This is a genomic window from Janthinobacterium sp. 35 (genome assembly GCF_002754575.1).
Taxonomy (GTDB): Bacteria; Pseudomonadota; Gammaproteobacteria; order Burkholderiales; family Burkholderiaceae_D; genus Janthinobacterium; species Janthinobacterium tructae.
Window position 1 is genome coordinate 1,125,786 of the sequence record NZ_PEFN01000001.1, and the last position, 23,732, is coordinate 1,149,517.

General features: G+C 65.2%; 17 protein-coding genes. 1 reads left to right on the forward strand and 16 read right to left on the reverse strand.

Annotation, left to right across the window (positions count from 1 at the left end; all coding sequences use genetic code 11):
• Positions 1-13 precede the first annotated feature (13 nt).
• The 13 genes from CLU93_RS05075 to CLU93_RS05135 form a co-directional block, all read right to left on the reverse strand.
• Positions 14-421 (reverse strand): RidA family protein, encoded by a 408-nt coding sequence (locus tag CLU93_RS05075; protein ID WP_099760234.1) that lies wholly within the window; start codon positions 419-421, stop codon positions 14-16.
• Positions 422-447: 26 nt separating this feature from the next.
• Positions 448-1,602: an acyl-CoA dehydrogenase family protein gene (locus CLU93_RS05080; protein WP_099760235.1), complete on the reverse strand. Its 1,155-nt coding sequence runs from the start codon at positions 1,600-1,602 to the stop codon at positions 448-450.
• A gap of 1 nt (position 1,603) precedes the next feature.
• Positions 1,604-2,458 (reverse strand): enoyl-CoA hydratase family protein, encoded by an 855-nt coding sequence (locus tag CLU93_RS05085; protein WP_099760236.1) that lies wholly within the window; start codon positions 2,456-2,458, stop codon positions 1,604-1,606.
• Positions 2,459-2,460: 2 nt separating this feature from the next.
• Complete coding sequence (locus CLU93_RS05090) at positions 2,461-2,973, reverse strand: MarR family winged helix-turn-helix transcriptional regulator (protein WP_099760237.1); 513 nt, start codon at positions 2,971-2,973, stop codon at positions 2,461-2,463.
• Positions 2,974-2,985: 12 nt separating this feature from the next.
• Positions 2,986-3,786, reverse strand: a complete 801-nt coding sequence (locus CLU93_RS05095; RefSeq protein ID WP_099760238.1) for an SDR family NAD(P)-dependent oxidoreductase — start codon at positions 3,784-3,786, stop codon at positions 2,986-2,988.
• Between the two features lies 1 nt (position 3,787).
• Positions 3,788-6,169: a bifunctional salicylyl-CoA 5-hydroxylase/oxidoreductase gene (locus CLU93_RS05100; protein ID WP_099760239.1), complete on the reverse strand. Its 2,382-nt coding sequence runs from the start codon at positions 6,167-6,169 to the stop codon at positions 3,788-3,790.
• The gene (locus CLU93_RS05105; protein WP_099760240.1) at positions 6,166-7,785 is read right to left on the reverse strand and encodes an AMP-binding protein; all 1,620 of its coding nucleotides are present in this window, start codon (positions 7,783-7,785) and stop codon (positions 6,166-6,168) included. Before CLU93_RS05105 ends, CLU93_RS05100 begins: the two co-directional genes overlap by 4 nt.
• A gap of 93 nt (positions 7,786-7,878) precedes the next feature.
• A complete protein-coding gene (locus tag CLU93_RS05110; RefSeq protein WP_099760241.1) occupies positions 7,879-8,589 on the reverse strand; it encodes a response regulator in 711 nt (236 codons plus the stop codon).
• A gap of 85 nt (positions 8,590-8,674) precedes the next feature.
• Positions 8,675-12,880, reverse strand: coding sequence for a two-component regulator propeller domain-containing protein (locus CLU93_RS05115; RefSeq protein WP_373629872.1), 4,206 nt, complete (start codon positions 12,878-12,880; stop codon positions 8,675-8,677).
• Positions 12,881-12,961: 81 nt separating this feature from the next.
• Positions 12,962-14,131: a patatin-like phospholipase family protein gene (locus CLU93_RS05120; RefSeq protein ID WP_099760242.1), complete on the reverse strand. Its 1,170-nt coding sequence runs from the start codon at positions 14,129-14,131 to the stop codon at positions 12,962-12,964.
• 51 nt (positions 14,132-14,182) lie between these two features.
• Complete coding sequence (gene ggt, locus CLU93_RS05125) at positions 14,183-15,958, reverse strand: gamma-glutamyltransferase (protein ID WP_099760243.1); 1,776 nt, start codon at positions 15,956-15,958, stop codon at positions 14,183-14,185.
• An 84-nt stretch (positions 15,959-16,042) separates the two neighbouring features.
• Positions 16,043-16,801, reverse strand: a complete 759-nt coding sequence (locus tag CLU93_RS05130) for a 3-hydroxyacyl-CoA dehydrogenase (RefSeq protein WP_071078915.1) — start codon at positions 16,799-16,801, stop codon at positions 16,043-16,045.
• A gap of 166 nt (positions 16,802-16,967) precedes the next feature.
• Entirely contained in the window at positions 16,968-17,393 is a 426-nt protein-coding gene (locus CLU93_RS05135) for a hypothetical protein (RefSeq protein ID WP_257224888.1), read from the reverse strand.
• A 241-nt stretch (positions 17,394-17,634) separates the two neighbouring features.
• Between CLU93_RS05135 and CLU93_RS05140 the strand changes: the two genes are divergently transcribed.
• Positions 17,635-19,704, forward strand: a complete 2,070-nt coding sequence (locus CLU93_RS05140; RefSeq protein ID WP_099760244.1) for a TonB-dependent receptor domain-containing protein — start codon at positions 17,635-17,637, stop codon at positions 19,702-19,704.
• Positions 19,705-19,755: 51 nt separating this feature from the next.
• Here the strand turns inward: CLU93_RS05140 and CLU93_RS05145 are convergent, their stop codons facing one another.
• From CLU93_RS05145 to kdsB, 3 genes are all read right to left on the reverse strand, one after another.
• Positions 19,756-21,879, reverse strand: coding sequence for a sodium-translocating pyrophosphatase (locus CLU93_RS05145; protein WP_099760245.1), 2,124 nt, complete (start codon positions 21,877-21,879; stop codon positions 19,756-19,758).
• A 195-nt stretch (positions 21,880-22,074) separates the two neighbouring features.
• Entirely contained in the window at positions 22,075-22,731 is a 657-nt protein-coding gene (adk, locus tag CLU93_RS05150) for an adenylate kinase (RefSeq protein WP_071078917.1), read from the reverse strand.
• Positions 22,732-22,976: 245 nt separating this feature from the next.
• Entirely contained in the window at positions 22,977-23,732 is a 756-nt protein-coding gene (kdsB, locus tag CLU93_RS05155; RefSeq protein WP_099760246.1) for a 3-deoxy-manno-octulosonate cytidylyltransferase, read from the reverse strand.

Below are 23,732 nucleotides of genomic sequence, written 5' to 3' on the forward strand. Positions count from 1 at the left end.
ACGTTAACGGCCACTATGGCCGCAATGGCAGCGATGGCAGCACCGCCGTCACCTCGATCTCCACTTTGGCGCGATCCTCGATCAGGCCGGCCACCTGCACCGCCGTCATGGCAGGAAAGTGCTTGCCGATCAGCTCGCGGTAGGCCACGCCGATTTGCGGATACGCCGCCACGTACTCCTTCTTGTCGAGCACGTACCAGTTCATGCGCACGATATGTTCGGGCAAGGCGCCCGCCTCGGCCAGCACGGCGACGATATTTTGCAGCGCCTGGCGCACCTGTCCCGCGAAATCGTCCGTATGAAACTGCCCCTGCGCATCCCAGCCTATCATGCCGCTGACATACACCGTGCGCCCGCTGGCGGCCACGCCGTTCGCATAGCCGCGCGGCCTGGCCCATTCTGCTGGTTGCAGCACTTGCATTGTCTTCTCCTGATTGCTCATACCGTTCATGCGTCCACCGCCGCCTCGCGCAGCAATTCGCGCGCGATGATCAATTGCTGTACTTCGCTGGCGCCTTCATAGATGCGCAAGGCGCGAATTTCGCGGTACAGGCGCTCGACCGGATGGTCGCTGACCACGCCCATGCCGCCAAACAGCTGCACGGCGGCGTCGATCACCTGCTGCGCCGTTTCCGTGGCCGTCAGCTTGGCCATCGCCGCCTCCTTCGTCACCTTGCGACCCTGGTCGCGCTGCCAGGCGGCGCGGTAGGTGAGCAAGGCGGCGGCGTCGATGCCGGTGGCCATCTGCGCCAATTTCGCCTGCGTCAATTGAAAATCCGCCAGAGTCTGGCCGAACATCTGGCGCTTTGTCGCGTGGCGCAGCGCTTCATCGAAGGCGCGCCGCGCAAAACCCAGCGCGGCGGCGGCCACCGAGGTGCGAAACACGTCCAGTGTCGCCATCGCCACCTTGAAGCCCTGCCCCGCCTCGCCCAGGCGCTGCGACACGGGCACGCGGCAATTGGCAAAGCGCAGGCGCGCCAGCGGATGCGGCGCGATGACGGCGATGCGTTCAGCGATTTCCAGCCCGGGATTGTCGGCATCGACGATGAAGGCGCTGATGCCGCGCGCGCCGGGCGCTTCGCCCGTGCGGGCGAACACCACGTAAAAGTCGGCGATGCCGCCGTTCGAGATCCACGTCTTTTCGCCATCGAGCACATACTCGTCGCCGTCGCGCCGCGCCGCGCACGCCATCGCCGCCACGTCGGAGCCGGCCTGTGGCTCGGACAGGGCAAAGGCGGCGATGCGCTTGCCACTGGCCACGTCCGGCAAGTAGCGCGCCTTGTTCTCCAGGCTGCCGAACAGGCCGATGGCGCCGGAACCGAGTCCCTGCATGGCGAAGGCGAAATCGGCCAGGCCGTCGTGGCGCGCCAGGGTTTCGCGCATCAGGCAAATGGCGCGCGTATCGATCTTGCCATCGGTGCCGGTGGCGTGCGCCAGCCAGCCGTCCTGCCCCAGTTGCGCCACCAGCGCGCGGCAAGCCGCATCGACGTCGGCGCCGTGCGCGCCGTCCAGGTGCTGCGTCGCCCAGGCATCGAGCTCGGACGCAAGCTGCGCATGGCGCGCCTCGAAAAATGGCCAGTCCAGATAACTCGTATCACGCATGTCAATTACCCTCGAACTGTGGTTTTTCCTTCGCCACGAAAGCGTGATAGGCGCGGTGGAAATCGTTGGTGGCCATGCAAATGGCCTGCGCCTGCGCTTCCGCCTCGATGGCTTCATCGACGCCCATGTTCCACTCCTGCTGCAGCATTTTTTTCGTCATGCCGTGCGCGAAGGTGGGGCCGCTGGCCAGGCCGGCGGCGAACAGCTGCGCCGCTTCGGCCAGTTCCTCCGGTTCGACCAGGCGGTTGAGCCAGCCCCAGCGCTCGGCCTCGGCGCCGGCCAGGGAGCGCCCCGTGTACAGCAGTTCGGCGGCGCGGCCCTGGCCGATCACGCGCGGCAGCAAGGCGCAAGCGCCCATGTCGCAGCCGGCCAGGCCCACGCGGGCAAACAGGAAAGCCGTCTTGCTGCGCGCCGTGCCGATGCGGATATCGGAGGCCAGCGCCAGCATGGCGCCAGCGCCGGCGCAAATGCCGTCGATGGCGGCAATGATGGGCTGCGGGCAGGCGCGCATGGCTTTTACCACGTCGCCCGTCATGCGGGTAAACGCCAGCAAGCCGGGCATGTCGAGCTGCGTCAGCGGGCCGATGATGTCGTGCACATCGCCGCCCGAACAGAAATTGCCGCCGCTGCCAGTGATCACCACGGCCTTGACGTCGTCCGCATGCGCCAGCGCGCGGAACAGCTCGCGCAATTCCGCATACGAATCGAAGGTCAGCGGATTCTTGCGCTCGGGCCGGTGCAAGGTCAAGGTGGCGACACCTGCGTCAACGGAAAACAGAAAATGCCGCGCGGCGTAATGGGCCAGGCTGGCGCGGTTGCCTGGCAGGTCTTGCGGCTGGCCGGGGAGATGGCGCATGGTCAGTCCTTTATGGAAATGTCATTGAGTTGCTGTTTCATCTGCGACAGCAGGTCGATCAATCGGGTTTTATCGTCCGGCGTCACGCCGTGCAGCAGTTCGGCGATCCAGCCTTCGTGCACGCGCGCCATCTCGTCGAAGGCGCGCCGGCCGGCCGGCGTCAGCTTGACGCTGTACGAGCGGCGGTCCTTCGGGTCGACCACGCGCAGCACCAGTTTTTCCTGCTCCAGCTGGTCGGTGATGCCCGTGATATTGCCGCCCGTGACCATCATGCGCCGGGACAGTTCGCCCATGCGCAAGCCTTCGGGAAAGCGCTCGAGCTGCGCCATCAGATCGAAGCGGGGCAAGGTGATGCCGAAAGTAGCGCGCAAGCGCGTGCGCACCTCGTTTTCGATTTTCACCGTGCACGAAAGCATGCGCAGCCACAGCTTGAGCGACTGGTGGTGGTCCTGCGTCAGGCGGCTGGCCAGATCCAGCACCGGTTCGGCCTGCGGGAGGTCGCGTTCATTGTCCATTTTATCCATTGTCTACATGACTTCACCGCCGGCGACGGCGATCGATTGTCCATTCATGGCGGCCGACGCGGGCAGGCAGAGCCAGGCCACCGCATCGGCCACTTCCTGTGGCTGCACCAGCCGCTGCTGCGGATTGCCAGCCGCCAGCTCCGCGCGCGCCGCGTCTGCGCCACGCCCCGTCTTGCGCACGATGTTCTGCACGGCCTGCGCCACCATCTCCGTTTCCGTGTAGCCGGGGCAGACGGCGTTGACGGTGACGCCGCGCGGCGCCACTTCCAGCGCCAGCGCGCGCGTCAGGCCGATCACGCCGTGCTTGGCGGCGACATAGGCGCTGACATAGCGATAGCCTTTCAAGCCCGCCGTCGACGCCACGTTGACGATGCGTCCCCAGCCCGCTTCCAGCATGGCCGGCATGGCCGCCTGGCAGCAGTGAAACACGCCCGTCAGGTTCACGGCCAGCATCTGCTGCCAGATGGCGGCATCGGTCTTGCCGAATGGCGCCGCATGCGCCTGCCCCGCGTTATTGATCAATATATCGATGCGGCCGAAATGCGCGGCGGCCTGCGCGAAACCCGCCTGCACGGACGCTTCCACGCTCACGTCGAGCACGCAGATGGCCACCCTGCCCGCGTGGCCCGCCTCTTCCAGCTGCATGCGCGCGCGCGCCAGTCGCGCGCCGTCGCGCCCGGCCAGGGTGACCCGGGCGCCCGCGTCCAGCAAGGCGCCCGCGCACGCCAGGCCAATGCCGCTGCCGGCGCCCGTCACCAGCGCATGTTTGTCGGCCAACGCGCCGTCCCGTCGTTCCTTGTTCATGTCATCCTTCCAGCAGCCGCGCGGCCACCTGTTGCGGGGTCAGGCCCGTGCTGGCGGCGGCCAGCTGGCGCTCGCGCTGCAGATTGCGTTCCAGCTGCTGCTGGCCCGGACGGTACTGTTTCGGCCAAGTAGCGCCTGCCCCGGCGCCGCTGTAGCCGATGCGCGCCATTTCCGTCAGCGTCCAGGCCGGGTTGGCCAGGTGCGGCCGGCCCACGGCGCACAGGTCGGCGCGCCCGGCGGCGATGATGCTGTTGGCGTGGTCGGCTTCAAAAATCGAACCGACGGCCATGCTGGCGATACCCGCCTCGTTGCGCACGCGGTCGGCGAACGGCGCCTGGAACATGCGCCCGTACACGGGCTGTTCGAGTTTGCTGACCTGGCCCGAGGAACAGTCGATCATGTCGGCGCCGGCCTGCTTGAACAGGCGCGCGATGACGACTGCATCGTCGGGCGTGATGCCGCCTTCGACCCAGTCGTGGGCCGAGATGCGCACACTCATCGGCTTGTCCTGCGGCCAGGCGGCACGCATGGCGCGAAACACGCGCAAGGGATAACGGCAGCGGTTTTCCAGGCTGCCGCCATACTCGTCCGTACGACGGTTGGTCAGCGGCGAGATAAAACTCGACAGCAAATAACCATGCGCGCAATGCAGTTCCAGCCAGTCAAAACCGGCGACGGCTGCCGCCAGCGTGGCGCGCACGAAATCCTGCTCGATGCGCGCCAGGTCGCTTTCCGTGGCCGCGCGCGCCAGCTGCGACACGCCGGCCAGGTACTGCTGCTCCGAGGCAGCCAGCAGCGGCCAGTTGTCCTCTTTCAAAGGCAGGTCGATGCCGTCCCACATGGGGCGCGTCGAGCCTTTCGGCCCCGCGTGGCCCAGTTGCAGGGCGATCTTCGCATCGCTGTTGGCATGCACGAAATCGACGATGCGCCGCCAGGCCTGCGTATGCGCTTCGCTGTACATGCCGGGGCAGGCGGGCGTGATGCGCGCGTCGGCCGACACGCACGTCATCTCGGCAAACACGAGACCAGCGCCGCCCATGGCGCGCGCGCCCAGGTGCATCAGATGATAGTCGCCCGCCACGCCATCGACGGCGCTGTACTGCGCCATCGGCGAGACGGCGATGCGGTTTTTCAGCAGCACGCCGCGCAAGCGGAAGGGCGTGAGCATGGGCGGCATGGCTTCGTCCGGCAGCGTCACGCCGGCCTGTTCGCCCGCGCGCCGCGCCAGCCACCGTTCGTAATCGGCCACGTAGGCGGGATCGCGCAGGCGCAGGTTTTCGTGTGAAATACGCTGACTGCGCGTGAGCATGGAATAGGCGAACTGCGGCGCCTCCATGGCGCTGTAGCGCTCGACGTTTTCAAACCACTCCATGGAATTGCGCGCCGCGCTCTGGATTTTCAGCACCTCGATGGCGCGCAGCTGCTGGTAGGCGGCCAGCGCAACATCGGTATCCCCATGCTGGCCGAAGCAGCGGGCCAGCTCGATCGCGTCTTCCAGCGCCAGCTTGGTGCCCGAACCGATCGAGTAATGCGCCGTGTGGGCTGCGTCGCCCATCAGCACGACGGGCACGCCATCGTGCCGGTGCACCCATTGCCGGCAGACGATGCGGGGAAAGGTGATCCACTGCGCCGAGCCGCGCAAGTGCGGCGAATTGCTCAGCAGGCCATGGCCATCGAGTTCCTCGGCGAACAGCGCCTCACAAAAGGCGATACCCTGTTCCTGGCTCATGGCGTCCAACCCAGCCGCGCGCCACACGTGTTCCGGCGTTTCGACGATGAAGGTCGACGTATCACCGTCATATTGATAGATATGCGCCTGGAACCAGCCGTGTGGCGTCTGGCGGAAGGCAAACGTAAACGCCTCGAATTTCTTGCGCGTGCCCAGCCAGACGAAGCGGCAATGGCGCTGCTCGATGTCGGGCTGGTAGCTGGCCGCATAGCGCGTGCGGATGCGGCTGTTCAAGCCGTCGCTGGCGATCACCAGGTCGGCGCCGTACTGCTTCGCGATGGCCTGGTCGTCCTGCACTTCCGTCTCGAACACCAGCTGCACGCCAAGCTCCTCGCAGCGCGCCTGCAGGATATTGAGCAGGCGCTTGCGGCCGATGCCGCAAAAACCATGGCCGCCCGAGCGCACGGTCTCGCCCTTGAAGTGGATCTCGATATCGTCCCAGTGGTTGAACGCCTGCAGGATGGCGCGCGCCGTCGGCTCGTCCGCATTGGCCAGGTTGCCCAGGGTCTGGTCGGAAAACACCACGCCCCAGCCAAACGTGTCGTACGGGCGGTTACGCTCGATGACGGTGATGCGGTGCGCGGGGTTCTGCTTTTTCATGAGCAGGCTGAAATACAGGCCGGCGGGACCGCCGCCGATGCAGACAATATTCATGCGGTGTCCGTGCGAAGTTTGAAGCGCTGCAGCTTGCCCGTTTCCGTGCGCGGCAGGGAAGGCAGGAAACGGATGGCGCGCGGGTATTTATACGGAGCGATCTGCTGGCGCACGAAGTCCTGCAGTTCGGCCGCCAGCAGGTCACTGGGCTGGTAGCCCTCCTTGAGCACAATGTGCGCCTCGACGATCTGGCCACGCTCGGCATCGGCGCGCCCGACCACGCCGCATTCGGCCACGGCCGGATGGCGCAGCAGCGCCTCTTCCACTTCCGGGCCGGCGATGTTGTAGCCGGCCGAGACGATCATGTCGTCACTGCGCGAGCGGTAATAGAAATAGCCGTCGGCATCCATCTCGAAGGTGTCGCCCGTCAGGTTCCAGCCGTTCTGCACGTACTCGCGCTGGCGCGGGTCGGACAGGTAGCGGCAACCGGTGGGGCCTTTCACGGCCAGGCGGCCCGTCACGCCGGGCGGCTGCGGCACGCCGGCATCATCGACGATGCATGCCTGGTAGCCGGGGATGGCCTTGCCGATGGCGCCGCGGCGTATGCCCTCGCCCGTGGCGGAAATGAAGATGTGCAGCATCTCGGTGGCGCCGATGCCGTCCGTCATGGCCAGTCCCGTCGCCGCCTGCCAGGCGTCGCGCGTGGCCAGCGGCAGCGCCTCGCCGGCCGAGACGGACAGGCGCAGGCTGCGCAAGTCGTGCTGCGCGGCCAGGGGCGCCATCTGGCGGTAAAAGGTGGGCGCCGTGAAGCAGATCGTGGCGTGATAGGCGCCGATGGCGCGCAGCAGGGCCTCGGGCGTGAGTTTCTCCAGCAGCACGGCGCAAGCGCCAAAGCGCAGGGGGAACAGCAGCAAGCCGCCCAGGCCAAAGGTGAATGCCAGCGGCGGCGTGCCGATGAAGATATCGTCGGCGCGCACCTGCAGCATGGAGCGGGGAAAACAGTCGCAGATGGCCAGCAGGTCGCGCTGCATGTGCATGGTGCCCTTGGGGACGCCCGTCGTGCCGGAGGTAAAACTGATCAGGCAGACGTCGTCGGCTGCCGTGTCGCATGCAGCAAACGGTGCATCGTGGGCCGCCATGCGCTGTTCCAGTTCGGCGCCGGCGGCGCCAAAGCACAACATCGGCGGGCATGTCGACACACCGTCGAGTTCCGCGCGCAAGCCCTGCGCGCACAGCACGGCGTTCACTTCCGCCTTGAGGATAATCGTGGACAGTTCGCGCGCGCGCAGCAGCGGCATGGTCGGCACGGCGATGCAGCCGGCCTTCAGCACGGCCAGCAGGCAGGCGGCCATCATGGGCGTATTCGCGCCGCGCAGCAGCACGCGGTTGCCGGGGATCAGGCCCAGGTCGGCGCGCAGCACGTGGGCGATGCGGTCGACCTGGCGCGCCAGCTGCGCGTAAGTCCAGCGCTGGCCGTCGGCAAGGATGGCCGGGCGTTCGCCGCCACCGCTGGCGACGGCCGCATCGAGCAGCACCGCGACGCAATTGAGGCGCGGCGGATACTGCAGCTCGGGCAAGTCCAGGCACAGCTGCGGCCAGAGTGCGCGCGGCGGCAAGTGCGCGCGCGCAAAGTCGTCCTGGGGAGATGCGGTGCTGGGCGAAGGGTCGCTGCTCATGCTCATCCTGGCTGGTAGCGGGCGCGTGCACATGGCCCGGAAGCAGATACTTTAAACCTAAAGTATTTTCCCGGCAAGCAGAAAACAGCAGATTCAGTCGGCGCCGTCCTGTTGGCGCAGCAAACGCGCCTGCTGCGCCACGCTGCGCGCCAGTGCGGCCAGCGCCGCCTGTATCTGGCCGCCATCGAGCACCGATGCCTGCAGCAGGTCCATCATCCCCGCCTCCGCGCCATGCAAGCCCAGGGTGCGGCAACCGAGGTGCAGCCGTTCCAGCTGCTGGCGCGCCTGGGCCGGTTCGCCACGCGCCAGCAAGGCGTCGACCTGCTCGCTGGCGGCGCCCACCTGCCCCTGGAAACCCGTCAGATACGCCAGCAGGCGTTCGCTGTCGATGCCGAGGCGCTGCAGGGTGTCGCGCGACGCTTCGGCCGGCAAGGCGGAGATGTCGAAGCAGGCGTCGATATGCTGGCGCACCTGCTCCGGTTGGAAGGGCTTGACGATGTAGCCTGCGGCACCGGCCTGCACGGCGTCACGCACCGTATCCTGGTCATTCGCCGACGACACGAGCACCAGCGGCATGGCGTCGAGCGTGCTGTCGGAGCGGATTTTCTGCAGCAGTTCCATGCCGGACAGGCGCGGCATGCGCAAATCGCAAAAGCACAGCGACGGCCGCAAGCCCCCTTCGAGCTGCTCCCACGCCGCCGCACCATCTTCGGCTTCCACGATATCGTGCACGCCACAGCTGTCGATCAGATGCATCAAGACCATGCGCGACACGACATCATCGTCAACCACCAGTACTTTCATTGCTTTCTCCATTGCCGGCGGCGTCAGGGGCCTGGCCGTATTCTACCCAGTTTCGCCGCGCGTTCGAAGGCAGGCATTGCCTATTTTACATTTCCTTGCCCGAAACGGCTATTTGCGCCAACAGTGCGCGCAATTGCGGCAAATGCAAGGCCACCTGCGTCCAGCGCCCAGCGTCCGCCGCCTCTTCCATTTCCGTGCACAGCATGTGCAGCTGCGTTTCATCGAGATAGGCGGCGCTGCCCTTCAAGCCGTGCAGCAGGCGCCCGGCGTTGTCCCTGTCCTGCGCCGCCAGGGCGGCGTCGAGTTCACGCAAACGCCCCTCCAGGTCGGCGACGAAGGCGACGCGGATGCGCCGTTGCAGTTCACCGCTGCGGATGGACTGGGAGGGTGCCGCGACGGGCGCAGCCGGCGCGATGCCGAACAGGGCATCGAGTTCGGCCTGCCCCCGTGCGGCGGCGCGCGGCACGTTCGACGGCATGCGCGGCAACATGAAACCGCGCTGCAGCTGGCGCTCGATGGCGCGCGCCAGCAAGGCATGCAGCGCCGCTTCGTCGACCGGTTTGCTGAGGAAATCATCCATGCCGACGCCCAGATAGCGGCTGCGGTCTTCATCGCTGGCATTCGCCGTCAGGGCCACGATCATCAGTTCCTGGTCGCGCACGGGCTGGTCCGGCCAGCCGCCCACGCGGATCAATCGCGTTGCCGTGGCGCCGTCCATCTCCGGCATGCGCCCGTCCATCAGGATCAGGTCATAGCGCGTATGCACGCAGGCCGCCACCGCCAGTACGCCATTGGCGACCACATCGACCCTGTGCCCCAGTTCTTCGAGCATGACGCGGATGATGATCTGGTTGGTGGGGAAGTCTTCCGCGCACAGCACGCGCAACTGGTGACTGTGCGGCGCCAGCGCCACCTGCGGCACCAGCGGCGGCGCCACGCCATCGGCCAGCGGCAAGGTGAAGGCAAACGTGCTGCCCTGCCCCGGCGTGCTGGCCACCTCGATCTCGCCCTGCATCAGTTCGACCAGCTGGCGGCAGATCGCCAGGCCCAGCCCCGTGCCGCCGTAGCGCCGCGTGGTGCTGGCGTCGGCCTGCTCGAACTTCTGGAACAGGCGCGCCATCGCGTCCGCATCGATGCCGATGCCGCTGTCGCTGACCGTAAAGCGGATCAGGTTGACACGGCGCCCGCCCCTGCCGCTGGCCACGCCGGCCCGCTCGACGCAGACGCTGACGCCACCGCGCTGGGTGAACTTGAAGGCATTGCCGACCAGGTTGACCAGCACCTGGCGCAAACGGGTTGGGTCGCCCACCACGAAGGGCGGCAGGTCGGGCGCAAAATCGATGGTAAAACCGATGCTGCGCGCGGCCGCCTGCTCCTCGAACAGGGTGACGACCGTTTCGATGGCCGCACCGAGCGCGAAGTCGATATTTTCGATACTCAGCTTGCCCGCCTCGATCTTGGAAAAATCGAGCAAGTCATTGATGATCACCAGCAGCGACTGGGCATTGGCCTGGCCGCGCAGGATCTGCTCGCGCGTGGCATCGTGCAGCTGCTCGTCGCGCAGGGCAAAGCCCAGCATGCCGATCACGCCGGCCAGCGGCGTGCGCATCTCGTGGCTCATGTTGGCCAAAAATTCCGACTTCTGGCGCGTCGCATCCTCGGCCTTGCGCTTGGCCAGGCGCAGGCTTTCCTCGTTTTTCGTCAGGCTGCTGTTGGCTTGCGCCAGCTTTTCCGACTGCGCCAGCACTTCGATTTCCTTGCTCTGCAACTCGGCCGTGCGTTCGCCGACCAGTTTTTCCAGCTCGTTCTGCTGGCGCCGCAGCGCGCGCACGCGCTGCCGGTAAGCGCCATACACGGCGCCCAGCAGCAGTGCCGCCATCAGGGTGCGGAACCACCAGGTTTTCCAGAACGGCGGCAGGATCGTGATGGCCAAGGTGGCGCCGCTCTCGTTCCACACGCCATCCTTGTTGGCCGCCTTGACGCGAAACACATAATTGCCCGCATCGAGGTTGGTGTAGGTGGCAAAGCGCCGCCCCGCATCCGTCATGACCCAGTCCTGGTCGAAGCCCTCGAGCCGGTAGGCGAACATATTGCGCTGGGGCGCAGCGAAATGCAGGGCTGCGAATTCCAGCGAAAAGACGCTTTCACGGCTGGTCAGCACCAGCTGGCGCGTATGGTCGATGGCCATCCTGAGCACGTGCGCGAATTCGCCGCGGCCGATGGCCACCGGCTTGTTGAAGATCTGCAGTTCCGTGATGGCCACCAGCGGCGGCACGCGGTTGTCGTGGATATCCTGCGGCACGAACGCCGTCATGCCGTTAAAACCGCCGAAATACATGGTCCCGTCCAACGCACGCAGCGCCGCACCATCGAAGTACGAGCCTTCCACCGTGCCATCGGCGCTGTCGTAGTTGCGGAACAGGCCACTGCGCATGTCGAGCCGCGTGATGCCGCTATTCGTGCTCAGCCACAGTTGCTCGTTATCGTCGCCGAGGATGCTGGCGACGGCATCGTCGGCCATGCCATCCTTGCGCAGGAAGCGCCGGAAGCGGATGTCGCCCTTCGCATCGACATCCATGCGGTTCAAGCCATTGGCCGTGCCCACCCACAGCACGCCGCGCTTGTCCTCGTGCAGATAGTGCACCTCGTCGTGGCTGAGGCTATGCGGATTTTGCGGATCGTGGCGGAAATGCCGGAAGTGGCCGCTGGCGCGGTCCAGCAAATCGAGGCCGTGAAATGAGCCTATCCACAGCCGCCCCTTGGCGTCTTCCAGCACGGGCCGCACCATGTTGTCGGACAGGCTGTGCGGGTTGGCCGGATCGTGGCGGTAAGTGGTAAAGGTCCGGCTGGCGGGGTCGAAACGGTGCACGCCACCGCGCGTCGAGACCCACAGCATGCCGCTGCGGTCGCTCACGACATTGCGGATGGTGTCGCTGTTCGGATCGCCGGCGGCAAAGCGCATGGTAAAGAAACGCCCGAGTGCCGGATCGAAGCGGTGCAAGCCCGTCGAGCCGCCCACCCACAGCACGCCGTCCGGCGCCTTGTACAGGGTGGTGACCTGCTCGTCGCGCGACATGCCGGGCGAACTGCGCAGGTCGAACAGGCGCGAGCTGCCGTCGCGCGTATCGTACAGTTTCAGGCCGCCCTTGGTGGCCAGCCACAGCTTGCCATTGCCCGCATCGGCCACGGCGCGCACTTTCTTGTCCGCCAGCGCGCCCACATCGCCGGGCGCACGCGCCATGCGCGAAAAGCCGCCGCTGCCCAGGTCGACCCGGCTCACGCCGTTGTACCAGGAGCCGACCCAGAAAGTGCCCGCGCGGTCGCGGTACAAGGATGACAGCTGGTTGTCGGCGACGCTGAATTTGTCGCCCGTCTGGTGCCGGTACTGCAGGAAGGTGTCGCTCTCGGGCAGCCAGCGGAACAGGCCATCGGCATTGCTGCCCAGCCAGACGGTGGCGTCGATATCCTGGTACAGGCTGGCCACGCGGATGGCGGAAAAACCCTGTTTTTCATTCAGGCGCAGGCGCGACTGCGGTGCCTGGCCGGCGCCTCCCAGGCGCCAGCGCTCGGCGCCGGCCATGGTGCCGATCCACAGATTCTGCTGGCGGTCCACCAGCAGCGACTGGATCACGTTGTACTTCGAACCGGGCTCCGTATCGACGGCGAAATGCTCGAAGCGGTCGCTGCCCGGCGCCAGCATGTCCAGGCCTGTGACGGTGCCTATCCACAGCCGCTGTTGCGCGTCCAGCGCCAGCGCCTTGATTTCATTGTCGCCCAGGCTGTGCGGATTGCCCTCTTCATGGTGCCAGGTGCGGAAGGCGCCCGTGGCGGGGTCGAAATGCTGCAAACCGTCCGAGGTGGCGATCCAGAAGCCGCGCGCGCCATCGTCAAGAATGGCGTGGATATGCCGGTTGCCGTTGCCGCGCTTGCTCTTTTCGGCCGGGACGAAATGCGTGAAGGTCTGGCTGGCGGGGTCGAAGCGGTCCAGTCCGTTGTCGGTGCCCACCCACAGTTGCCCCTGGCTATCGACATGCAGTTCGCCGACCCAGTTGTCGGCCAGGCTGGTCTTGTCGCCCTCGATATTCTTGTAGACGACCATGCGATAGCCGTCGTAGCGGCTCAGGCCAGACTGGCTGCCGAACCACATATAGCCCTGCCGGTCCTGGGCGATGGCCAGCACCGATTCCTGCGCCAGGCCCTGTTCCACGCTGAGCTGATCGAAACGCAGGGTGGGCGCAGGCGCCGCCGCGGCCGGGCCGCCCGGCAGCAGCAAAGACAACAGCAATACCACTTCGCAAACACGTCGAAATACCAGCACAATCGTCCTGTCAAAAAAAACGCGAAAAAAACGCACGCCGCTCCAAGGGCCGTCTCAGGAACCAAAAAACGCCAGGACATCATCCTTGCGGGCCTGCGTATCGCGCTGTCCAAGACGGATCAGCTCGTTAGTATACGTCGATTCGAACAATAAATACGATGCCAGCGCCGCGCCGCGCGCTTCGGCCGCGCCGATGCCCGACAACATGGTGCGGATGGGACGCGGCAAACTGCCGATATGCCGGCTGGCGATGGCGTCGAGCCGTTCGGACGGCGCGATGACCAGCAATTCCACGGGCCGCAAGGCCGTCTTGCCCAGCAACTCGGGCGGCAGCATCGACAGGGTCAGGTTGATGCGGTTCAGGCGTTCGATGTCGACGGCCAGGCCATCGAGGAAGATCGACGACAGCGCATGGCCGGCGATCTGCGCCAGGCTCGGGTAGCGCGCCGCTTCGGCCGCGGCGGGCGCCGGTTCCGTCATGCGCCCCGCCCCCACCACCAGCACCTTGTTCGCCCCCAGGTGGATGGCCGGCGAAATCGGTGCCAGCTGGCGCATGGAACCGTCGCCGCAGTATTCGCGCTGGCCGCCCACGTACAGCGGCACGGCAGGAAAAATGAAGGGGATGGCGGCCGAGGCGAGCAAGTGCTCCACGCCGATCTGGTCTTGCAAGGCCAGGCGCTGCGTGCGCACCCACGGCGCGATATCCTCGGCCGTCTGGTAAAACGTCATGTGGCGGCTGCCCGAATACGACGACGCCGTCACGGCCAGCGCATGCAGCAGCCCATCGGCCAGCGCCGCGTCCAGGCGCGGCAGGTCGAGCATGCGGTGCAGCAGGCTGACCAGCGGGGTATTGTCGAGCAGGGAATTGGGCGGCGAGGCATGCCACTGGCGCAGCAGCCAGCCGAACGACAGCAGCGACAGCCAGCGCGCGCCCGAACGGATCACGCCCAGCGAATCGGCGCGGTAGACTTGCTCGACCTGGATATGCTGCCACACGTCGAGCAGCTTTTGCACGCCTTCACCGAAATTATCGGCGCGGCAGGCCAGCGCCGTGGCGTTGATGGCGCCGGCCGAGGTGCCGCAAATGATGTCGAACGGGTTGCGCGCCGGCGCCCAGCCCGCTTCCCACAATATCGCCGAAATTGCCTGCAGCACGCCCACCTGGTAGGCGGCACGGGCGCCCCCTCCCGTGAGTATCAAGCCTGTTTTATTTTGTATTCCCATGCCGGCAGATTAGCAGGGTCTTGATGCTTTGTGGAAAAGATTCGGGGGTGATTAGTCTCCTCGAACCATCCCTTCTCTTCTCGGGTCCGCCCCCCCAAACCAGAAATCCTTGCCATGCGCATGCAGGCGCATGATGCCCTGCAGGCCGGAATTCTGTTCGATGACGCGCACCTCATGGCCCATCGCTTGCAGTGCCTCGACTTGCGCGGCAGGCGCGCGCCCCTTTTCCAGCTCCGTCGGGCCATTGCGGCTGCCGAAGTTCGGCAGGTTGATGGCTTGCTGCACGTTCAAGCCCCAGTCCATGGTGCCGACCAGCACCTTAGCGACATAATTGATGATGGACGAGCCACCGGGCGAGCCCGTCGCCAGCACCAGCTTGCGCGTACCCTTCTCAAACACCAGCGTGGGCGACATGGCGCTGCGCGGGCGCTTGCCCGCCTCGACACGGTTGGCGATGGGGCCAGCGGCATCGCGCGAATCGAACGAGAAATCCGTCAGCTGGTTGTTCAGCAAAAAGCCGTCGACCATCTGGCGCGAGCCGAACGCGTCTTCCACGCTGGTGGTCATCGACAGGCCGCCCCCAAAAGCGTCGACCGCCACCAGGTGCGACGTCGACGGGCGCTGCAGCGCGTTATCCATGCCCCACGCCACTTGCATGCCGGGCGGCGTGCCGGGCAAGGCTTTCAGCATGGATTTGTCGCCGATCAGCGAGGCGCGCTGCGCCAGGTAGCTTTTATCGAGCATCGAGGCGATGCCCTTGCCGGGCAGCGGCACGAAATCCGTGTCGGCCACGTAGCGGTTGCGGTCCGCGTAGGCCAGGCGCCCCGCTTCCGAAAACAAATGGATCGCCTGCACATCGAGCACGCCGTCGACGGGCGCATACGGGCCGATGTCCTTCACTTCCAGCATGCCCAGCATCTGCGCGATGGCGATGCCGCCCGACGATGGCGGCGGCATGCCGCACACGGTCCAGGCCTTGTAATCGCTGCACACGGGTTCACGCACCTTGGCGCGGTAGCCGGCGATATCTGCCGCCGTCAGCTTGCCCGGATTGCTCGGGTGCGAGGCCACCTTGGCGGCGATGTCGCGCGCGATGCGGCCCTGGTAAAAGGCGTCGGCGCCGCCACCGGCGATCTCGCGCAGGGTGCGCGCCAGCTGCGGGTTTTTCAGCACATGGCCGACGGGCCAGGGCTTGCCCTCGCTGTCATAGAAATACGCGGCGGCGACGGGGTCGCGCTTCAGGGCCTGGTCCCAGCTCAACAGGCCGTTGAGGCGCTGGCTGACGGGAAAGCCGCCGTGCGCCAGTTTGATGGCGGGGGCGAACAGGGTCGCCCACGGCAGCTTGCCGTGTTCCTTGTGCGCCAGTTCCAGCATGCGCAGCACGCCCGGCGCGCCCACGGAACGCCCGCCCACCACGCCCGTGGCGCGCGAGACGGGGCTGCCGTCGGCATTCTGGAACAGGTGTTCGTCGGCGGCGGCAGGCGCCGTTTCGCGTCCGTCGAACGCTTGCACGCCCTTGGCCGTGGAGTACAGCAAAAAGGCGCCGCCGCCGATGCCCGACGATTGCGGTTCGACCAGGGTCAGTACCAGCTGCGTGGCGATGGCCGCGTCGATGGCGCTGCCGCCGCGCTTCAGCATCTGGTAGCCGGCATCGGCGGCCAGCGGATTGGCGGCGGCGACCATGAATTTCTGCGCCGCCCAACCACTTTTTTCCGCATACGCGGTGGCGATTTCCGGCGCCTTTTGCGGCACTTCGGCAAAGCAAGGATGGGCAGCCAGAGCTCCCAGCAAGGTCAGGCTCAGCGCCAGCGGCTTCAATGTGATCATGGATTCTCCGATAAAAAAAGGGCGCACAGCCGAGCAAGGCTGTACGCCCCATACGGGGGTATCCTACATCAAATCATGCCCAACTTACTTTGGCTGCATGCGGATCGCGCCGTCCAGGCGGATAGTTTCGCCATTGAGCATGACGTTTTCCACGATGGCTTTCACCAGCTGCGCGTATTCGCCAGGCTTGCCCAGGCGCGACGGGAACGGCACCATCTTGCCCAGTGCATCCTGCACTTCGGCCGGCATGCCGAGCAGCATCGGCGTTTCGAAAATACCGGGCGCCACCGTCATCACGCGGATGCCGTTGCGCGACAGGTCGCGCGCCATCGGCAGGGTCAGTCCCACCACGGCCGCCTTCGACGACGCATACGCGGCCTGGCCGATCTGGCCATCGTAGGCCGCCACGGACGCCGTGTTGATGATGATGCCGCGCTCGCCCTCAGCGGTGGCATCCTGTTTCGCCATGGCATCGGCCGCCAGGCGGCACATATTGAAGGTGCCCACCAGGTTGATGTTGACGACTTTCTGGAACAGGGCCAGCGGATGCGGACCATCCTTGCCCACGGTTTTCACGGCCGGCGCCACGCCGGCGCAGTTGACCAGGCCGCGCAATGTACCGAGCTTGCCTGCCGCTGCGACCACGGCCATGCCGTCTTCTTCCGACGTCACATCGCACTGCACGAACACGCCGTTCAGTTCAGCGGCCAGCGCCTGGCCCGCCTCCGTCTGCACATCGGCCAGCACGACCTTGCCGCCAGCAGCCGTCAGCATGCGCGCCGTGGCGGCGCCCAAACCCGATGCGCCGCCCGTGATGATGAATACATTGTCCTGAATCTGCATGAAATCTCCTGAGTATCCTGAGTAATAAGGGCCGTGTTCCCGGCGCCCGATGGTTGCATCGGTACATGATGCCATCATTACGTTTACGTAAACGTAATGTCGGCGACAATTGTAGCCACTTTTACGCGCGCTCAGCGAAAACTTGCAGCGGCAAGCAATGGCAAGGCTAAAAACACTGCATGAAAGTGCCATTGCGGTGACAAATACGCCCGTTGGCATCGAGCGTGGCATTGCCCGCGCCGTTGTAGCGCGCGCCGGCCGCATCGCGGCAACCGCCCGTATCGCAGGCACCGATGGGCTGCGGCGCGCCGGGCATGGGCACGCTCGAGCCGGGCGGCGGGGCTGCCATGGGCACGACGGGTGGCGCCGCGCGCTGCACGGGCATGCGGCCAATTACTTGCGCCACGGAACGGCGCGGCTGCACGGGCGGTGCCGGGCGGCATGGTTCCACCACCAGCTTGCCGCTGTCACGCGGGTCGAGCTGGCATACGGGCAAAGCATCGGAAACGGCCTGCTCCTGAGCGCCTGCATGGCCGCCAGCGAACAGCAGGGCGCAGGCCAGCACCGGTATGGTTTTGATCATCGTCTTCATGTCCCCTCTCCGAGCATCGATCATACCGCTTTCATTATTGGCACACGCCGCGCCAAATGCCATGTACATGCTGCAACGGTGTTTTATTTTCCCCTCAGCACTTTCCTTCTTGCCAGGATGGCATTACAATAAGAACGATTCTTATTCTCATTAACGGAATTCGAGCGCAGTTTATTCTATTCATTGATACCCGAGCCACCCGGAAGGCAGCCAGGAAATAACAACATCCGGAAAGTCCACCATGACCAAGCGCAGTCCCGCCTTCGCAACCTTCGTAGCCCCCGTCGCCACTCCCGCCCGCGCTATCCATTCCACCGCCCTGCTCCTGCCCTGCCTGCTGTCGCTGGCCGTCAGCAGCGCCTGGGCCGAAGGCAATGTGGCCGCCGATCCCACCATGAACACGGTGGTCGTCACCGCGTCCGGCACGGCCATCGACATCAAGGATGCGCCCGCCAGCATCAGCGTCATCACGCGCGAGGAAATCGAGCGCCAGCCCGTGTATGACCTCAACACCTTGCTGCGCCGCATCCCCGGCGTGACGGGTGGCACCGGCCCCGAAGGCGAAGCGTCGAAGATCAAGCTGCGCGGCTTGCCCGATAAATACACGCTGATCCTGGTCGATGGCAAGCGCGTGGGCAGCTCGGCCGACACGGCGTACCGCCCCGACCTGGGCCGCCAGGACTTGAACTGGATCTCGCCCGACATGATCGAGCGTATCGAAGTGGTGCGTGGCCCCATGTCCTCGCTATACGGCTCCGACGCCATGGGCGGCGTGATCAACATCATCACGCGCAAGATACCGGGCAAGTGGAACGGTTCGGCCACAGCCAACTACACGCAGCCGCAGGACAGCGACCGCGGCACGGCGCACCAGCTGGGCGTGAACCTGGCCGGGCCCCTGTCGGACACGGTCGGCATGCGCCTGGGCGTGAGCCAGTCGCGTCAGAATCCCGATGAAAAATTTTTCGAGAAAGCGGGCAGCATGGGCGGCGAACGCAACCAGACTGTCTCGGGCCAGCTGAACTGGGCGCTGGGCAAGAAACAGAACCTGTCGCTGGACGCCAGCTACGGCAAGCAGCAATCGATGGATTCGTCCGCGCGCGATGCAGATGGCGAGCCGCTGGTCTACAGCTGGGGCGCCAACAAACTGATACGCAAGAGCGTCAGCCTCGGCTACGAAGGCCGCTGGGACTTCGGCAAGACGACGGTCAACCTGTATCACAACGACTTCGATAACGAAGTCGTCGGCTCGGTAGCAAAATCCAAGGACAGCACGCTCGATGCCAGCCTGGAAAAACGGGTCGGCTGGGGCGGCATCGAACAAATGCTGGTGATGGGCGGCCAGTGGAAGCATCAGGAACTGACGAATACGAGTACCATCGGCACCGTGCCCACCGATTACCTGGGTAACACCGTGAGCGGCGCGACCCTGTCGGGCACCACCTCGGCCCTGTTTGCGGAAGATCAATTGTTCCTGCGCGAAGACTTGACGGCCACGGCCGGCCTGCGCCTTGATCACCACAGCAAGTTCGGCAACCACTACAGCCCGCGCTTGTACCTGGTGTACCACCCTGCCCCCGCCTGGACCATCAAGGGCGGCATCTCGCAAGGCTTCCGCGCCCCGAGCCTGAAGGAAAACTCGCCGGCGGCGGCGACCAACTCGGGCGGACGCGGTTGTGGCAGCCTCAAACCGCTGGGCTACATCAAGGGCTCCTGCTACATGGCCGGCAATGCAGACTTGAAGCCGGAAACGAGCACGGCCGGCGAGATCGGCGTGGCGTGGGAACAGAATGGCTGGGATGTGGGCCTGACCTACTTCCACACGGATTTCAAGAACAAGATCGACTATGCGCCGCTGGGCTTTTACCAACAGCGCTGGTGGACCAAGATGACGAATATCCAGAAGGCGCGTACCAGCGGCCTGGAAGCGACGGCCACCATCCCGCTGACGAAAAACCTGAACTGGCGTAACAACGTGACCTATATGGCGGAAGCGAAAAACCTGACCACGGGCGCCAACCTGCTGTCGACGCCAAAACTGTCGTGGTACTCGGCGCTGGGCTGGCAAGTCAACGACCAACTGTTCGGCGAAGTATCGGCCCAGTACACGGGCAAGGAACTCGATGCGGGCAAGCTGGCCGAAAAAGCCTACACCATCGTCGATACCGTCGTGTCGTACAAGGTCACGCCACAGTGGACCGTGCGCGGCGGCGTGCAAAACCTGTTCAAGAAGGGGCCGATGGCCGACGGCCTGGTCGACTATTACGTGCCGGGACGCCGCATGTTTGTCGGCCTGACGTCGCGCTTCTGACGCGGCACCGCCCTGCAGCATGTGCTGCGGGGCGGCAGGGAGTAACTGGCCCTACTGCGCCGGCAACACTTGCACCGGCGTGGCCGGCGCCAGGATGGGCGGCACGGGCGCGTGGATGGGCGCCGGCGCCTTGACGGCCAGCCAGCCCGTGGCCGGCAACAACGGCACCAGCAGCAGGGCCACGATATTGATGATCTTGATCAAGGGGTTCACTGCCGGGCCGGCCGTATCCTTGTACGGGTCGCCCACCGTATCGCCCGTGACGGCCGCCTTGTGCGCGTCCGAACCCTTGCCGCCGAAGTGGCCATCCTCGATGTATTTCTTCGCATTGTCCCAGGCGCCGCCGCCCGTGGTCATGGAAATGGCCACGAACAGGCCCGTGACGATGGTCCCCATCAACAGCCCCCCCAGCGCCGCTGGCCCCAGCAGCATGCCGACGACGATGGGCACCACCACCGGCAGCAGCGACGGCACGATCATTTCGCGGATGGCCGACGCCGTCAGCATGTCGACGGCCTTGTCGTATTCCGGCTTGGCCGTGCCTTCCATGATGCCCTTGATATCGCGGAACTGCCGGCGCACCTCGACCACCACGGCACCGGCCGCGCGGCCCACGGCTTCCATCGCCATGGCGCCGAACAGATACGGTATCAGGCCGCCGATGAACAGGCCGACGATGACCATGGGGTTCGACAAATCAAACGTAATGTGATGGCCCACCGATTCGAGCGCATGCGTGTAGTCGGCAAACAGCACCAGCGCGGCCAGGCCCGCCGAGCCGATGGCGTAGCCCTTGGTGACGGCCTTGGTGGTGTTGCCGACGGCGTCGAGCGGATCGGTGATGGCGCGCACGGAATCGGGCAGGCCCGACATTTCCGCGATGCCGCCCGCGTTATCCGTGATGGGGCCATACGCGTCGAGCGCGACGATGATGCCCGCCATCGACAGCATGGCCGTGGCGGCGATGGCAATGCCGTACAAGCCGGCCAATTGATACGAGACGAGGATGGCGACGCAGACGGCCAGCACCGGATACGCCGTGGACTTCATCGACACGCCCAGGCCGGCGATGATATTCGTGCCGTGGCCCGTCGTCGACGCTTCGGCGATGTGGCGCACCGGCTTGAAGTCCGTGCCCGTGTAGTACTCGGTGATGTACACCATCAGCCCCGTGAGGACGATGCCGACGACGGTGGCGCCCAGCATCTTGTAGCGCATGGCGTCATCGGGCCACAGCAGCCACGTCACCACGGCAAAGCCGACCAGGGAGAGGCCGGCGGCCCACCACAGGCCCGTGTACAGGGCCGACATGATCTTCGCGCCCGGCTTGGTCTTCACCATCGAGCAGCCGACGATGGAGGCGAGGATGGAGACGGCGCCCAGCAGCAGCGGGTAGATGATGGCCGTGCTGCTGGCCTCTGCCATCAGCAGTGCGCCCAGCAGCATGGTGGCGATCAGGGTCACGACATAGGTTTCGAACAGGTCGGCCGCCATGCCGGCGCAGTCGCCCACGTTGTCGCCCACATTGTCGGCGATGACGGCCGGGTTGCGCGGATCGTCCTCGGGGATGCCCGCCTCGACCTTGCCCACCAGGTCCGCGCCCACGTCGGCGCCCTTGGTGAAGATGCCGCCACCGAGCCGCGCGAAGATGGAAATGAGCGAGGCGCCGAAGGCCAGGCCGATCAAAGGCTTGATCAAATCATGCTGGGTCAGGCCGGGCGCGCCCGTCGTCACCAGCAGCCAGTAGAACAGGGTCACGCCCAGCAAGCCCAGGCCGACCACCAGCATGCCGGTGATCGCGCCGCCCTTGAAGGCCACGTTGAGGGCCTGGTTGATGCCCAGCGTGGCCGCCTGCGCCGTGCGCACATTCGCCCGCACCGAGACATTCATGCCGATGAAGCCGCAGGCGCCCGAGAGCACGGCGCCGATCAAAAAGCCCAGCGCGGTGTGCAAGCCCAGCAACAGGTAGATGGCGATCAGCAGCACCACGCCCACAAACGCGATGGTGCGGTACTGGCGCGCCAGGTAGGCGGCCGCGCCCTGCTGGATGGCCAGCGCGATTTCCTGCATGCGCGCGTTGCCGGGATCCTGGCGCAGAATCCAGCTACGCGACACCAAACCGTAAATGACTGCGACCACGCCGCAGGCTACCGCAAACCACAAACTGGCTGCCATATCGTCCCCTTCTGTTTTTATCCGACGTCATTGCCAACAGCTGCAGACCGCACCGGGTAGGCACGCGCAGCCAGGAAAACACGACCTGCAAAAAACCTGAACCACGAAAACGTTATGCATCCAGCCATGCTGGCAGTCTGCCTGAAAAGCGGGCAGAAAAAAAGCGGACACTCAGGTCCGCTTTTGAAAAACTGCTTATTCCGCCAGGGCGGCAAAGGCGCTGTCGCGGATTTGCTCGACCGGACCGACGCCGGCGATGCGGCGGTATTTCGGTGCGCCCGGCAGGCCGGACTTGGCCCAGTCGTTGTAGTAGCCGAGCAAGACCTTGGTCTGGTTGTGGTAGACGTCCAGGCGCTTCTTGACCGTTTCCGCCTTGTCGTCGTCGCGCTGGATCAGCGGTTCGCCCGTGATGTCATCGACGCCGTCGACCTTCGGTGGATTGAACTTGACGTGGTAGACACGGCCCGAACCGGGGTGGCTGCGGCGGCCGTCCATGCGCTCGATGATCGATGCGTCAGGCACGTCGATTTCCAGCACGTAGTCGACATTGATGCCGGCATCTTTCATGGCGTCCGCTTGCGCGATGGTGCGCGGGAAACCGTCGAACAGGTAGCCATTGGCGCAATCGGCTTCCTGCAGGCGGTTCTTGACCAGGCCGATCATGATATCGTCCGACACGAGGCCGCCCGCATCCATGACTTTTTTCGCTGCCAGGCCCAGTTCCGTGCCTTCCTTGATCGCCGCGCGCAGCATGTCGCCCGTGGAGATTTGTGGAATGTTGTATTTTTCTTTGATGAAGTTAGCTTGGGTGCCCTTGCCGGCACCGGGTGCTCCTAAAAGTATCAGACGCATTGAAAGTTCCTAAAAAACAGATTTTGGATGGTGGTATGTGTAATTATTTTTTTTAGATGATGTTGCTATGGCTATCTTTCCCTACGAAACTTACCACAAAAAATCCCCGGAGCGCCAGTTTGCTATCGAATTGCTATGCCCTGATTGATCAAAGCCAGCAATTAGCGCGACGGACGTTTCAAAATGTGGTTTTTACTGCAGGCGCACAAATTATATTTGCACGCCTGCCGTTTTGCGGGTAATGCCTACAGGGCGCCGTAGTGGGCTTGCACCCTGGCAAGATCTTCCGGCGTGTCGACACCGGCGGCCGGCGCGCTATCGGTCACATGCACGGCGATGGCATAGCCATGCCACAGCACGCGCAACTGCTCCAACGCCTCGATGGCTTCCAGCGGCGAAGCGGAGAGCGTGGGATACGTTTGCAAAAAAGCATTGCTGTAGGCATACAAGCCGATATGGCGCAGCGGCACATAGCCGGCCGGCAGGCTGTCTTTCGACTGCGCGAAGCCGTCTCGATGCCAGGGAATCGTCGCACGCGAGAAATACAAGGCACGGCCGTTCTTGTCCAGCACGACCTTCACCACGTTCGGGTTGAAGGCATCAAGCACATCATGCAGCGGATGCGCGCACGTGGCCATGGGCACGGTACTGCTGATCTGCGCCGCGCAGGCGGCCAGCAGGGCCGGATCGATCAGCGGTTCGTCGCCCTGCAGGTTGACGACGACGGCGTCCACTGGCAAAGCGAGCGTGCGCGCCACTTCGGCGATGCGGTCCGTGCCCGACGGATGATCGCTGCGCGTCATGCACACTTCCACGCCATGCGCGGCGCAGGCGGCGCGAATGGATTCATGGTCGGTGGCGACGATCACGCGCGCCGCACCAGACAGGGCTGCCTGCTCGGCCACGCGCACCACCATGGGTTTGCCGCCCAGATCAGCCAGCGGCTTGCCCGGCAGGCGCGTCGAGGCCAGGCGGGCCGGGATGATGACGATGAACGCCAT

Excerpts from the sequence above, each read along its gene's own strand:
- CLU93_RS05075 (WP_099760234.1), bottom strand. The coding sequence starts at position 421 with ATGCAAGTGCTGCAACCAGCAGAATGGGCCAGGCCGCGCGGCTATGCG.
- CLU93_RS05080 (WP_099760235.1), bottom strand. The coding sequence starts at position 1,602 with ATGCGTGATACGAGTTATCTGGACTGGCCATTTTTCGAGGCGCGCCAT.
- CLU93_RS05085 (WP_099760236.1), bottom strand. The coding sequence starts at position 2,458 with ATGCGCCATCTCCCCGGCCAGCCGCAAGACCTGCCAGGCAACCGCGCC.
- CLU93_RS05090 (WP_099760237.1), bottom strand. The coding sequence starts at position 2,973 with ATGGACAATGAACGCGACCTCCCGCAGGCCGAACCGGTGCTGGATCTG.
- CLU93_RS05095 (WP_099760238.1), bottom strand. The coding sequence starts at position 3,786 with ATGAACAAGGAACGACGGGACGGCGCGTTGGCCGACAAACATGCGCTG.
- CLU93_RS05100 (WP_099760239.1), bottom strand. The coding sequence starts at position 6,169 with ATGAATATTGTCTGCATCGGCGGCGGTCCCGCCGGCCTGTATTTCAGC.
- CLU93_RS05105 (WP_099760240.1), bottom strand. The coding sequence starts at position 7,785 with ATGAGCAGCGACCCTTCGCCCAGCACCGCATCTCCCCAGGACGACTTT.
- CLU93_RS05110 (WP_099760241.1), bottom strand. The coding sequence starts at position 8,589 with ATGAAAGTACTGGTGGTTGACGATGATGTCGTGTCGCGCATGGTCTTG.
- CLU93_RS05120 (WP_099760242.1), bottom strand. The coding sequence starts at position 14,131 with ATGGGAATACAAAATAAAACAGGCTTGATACTCACGGGAGGGGGCGCC.
- ggt (WP_099760243.1), bottom strand. The coding sequence starts at position 15,958 with ATGATCACATTGAAGCCGCTGGCGCTGAGCCTGACCTTGCTGGGAGCT.
- CLU93_RS05130 (WP_071078915.1), bottom strand. The coding sequence starts at position 16,801 with ATGCAGATTCAGGACAATGTATTCATCATCACGGGCGGCGCATCGGGT.
- CLU93_RS05135 (WP_257224888.1), bottom strand. The coding sequence starts at position 17,393 with ATGAAGACGATGATCAAAACCATACCGGTGCTGGCCTGCGCCCTGCTG.
- CLU93_RS05140 (WP_099760244.1), top strand. The coding sequence starts at position 17,635 with ATGACCAAGCGCAGTCCCGCCTTCGCAACCTTCGTAGCCCCCGTCGCC.
- CLU93_RS05145 (WP_099760245.1), bottom strand. The coding sequence starts at position 21,879 with ATGGCAGCCAGTTTGTGGTTTGCGGTAGCCTGCGGCGTGGTCGCAGTC.
- adk (WP_071078917.1), bottom strand. The coding sequence starts at position 22,731 with ATGCGTCTGATACTTTTAGGAGCACCCGGTGCCGGCAAGGGCACCCAA.
- kdsB (WP_099760246.1), bottom strand. The coding sequence starts at position 23,732 with ATGGCGTTCATCGTCATCATCCCGGCCCGCCTGGCCTCGACGCGCCTG.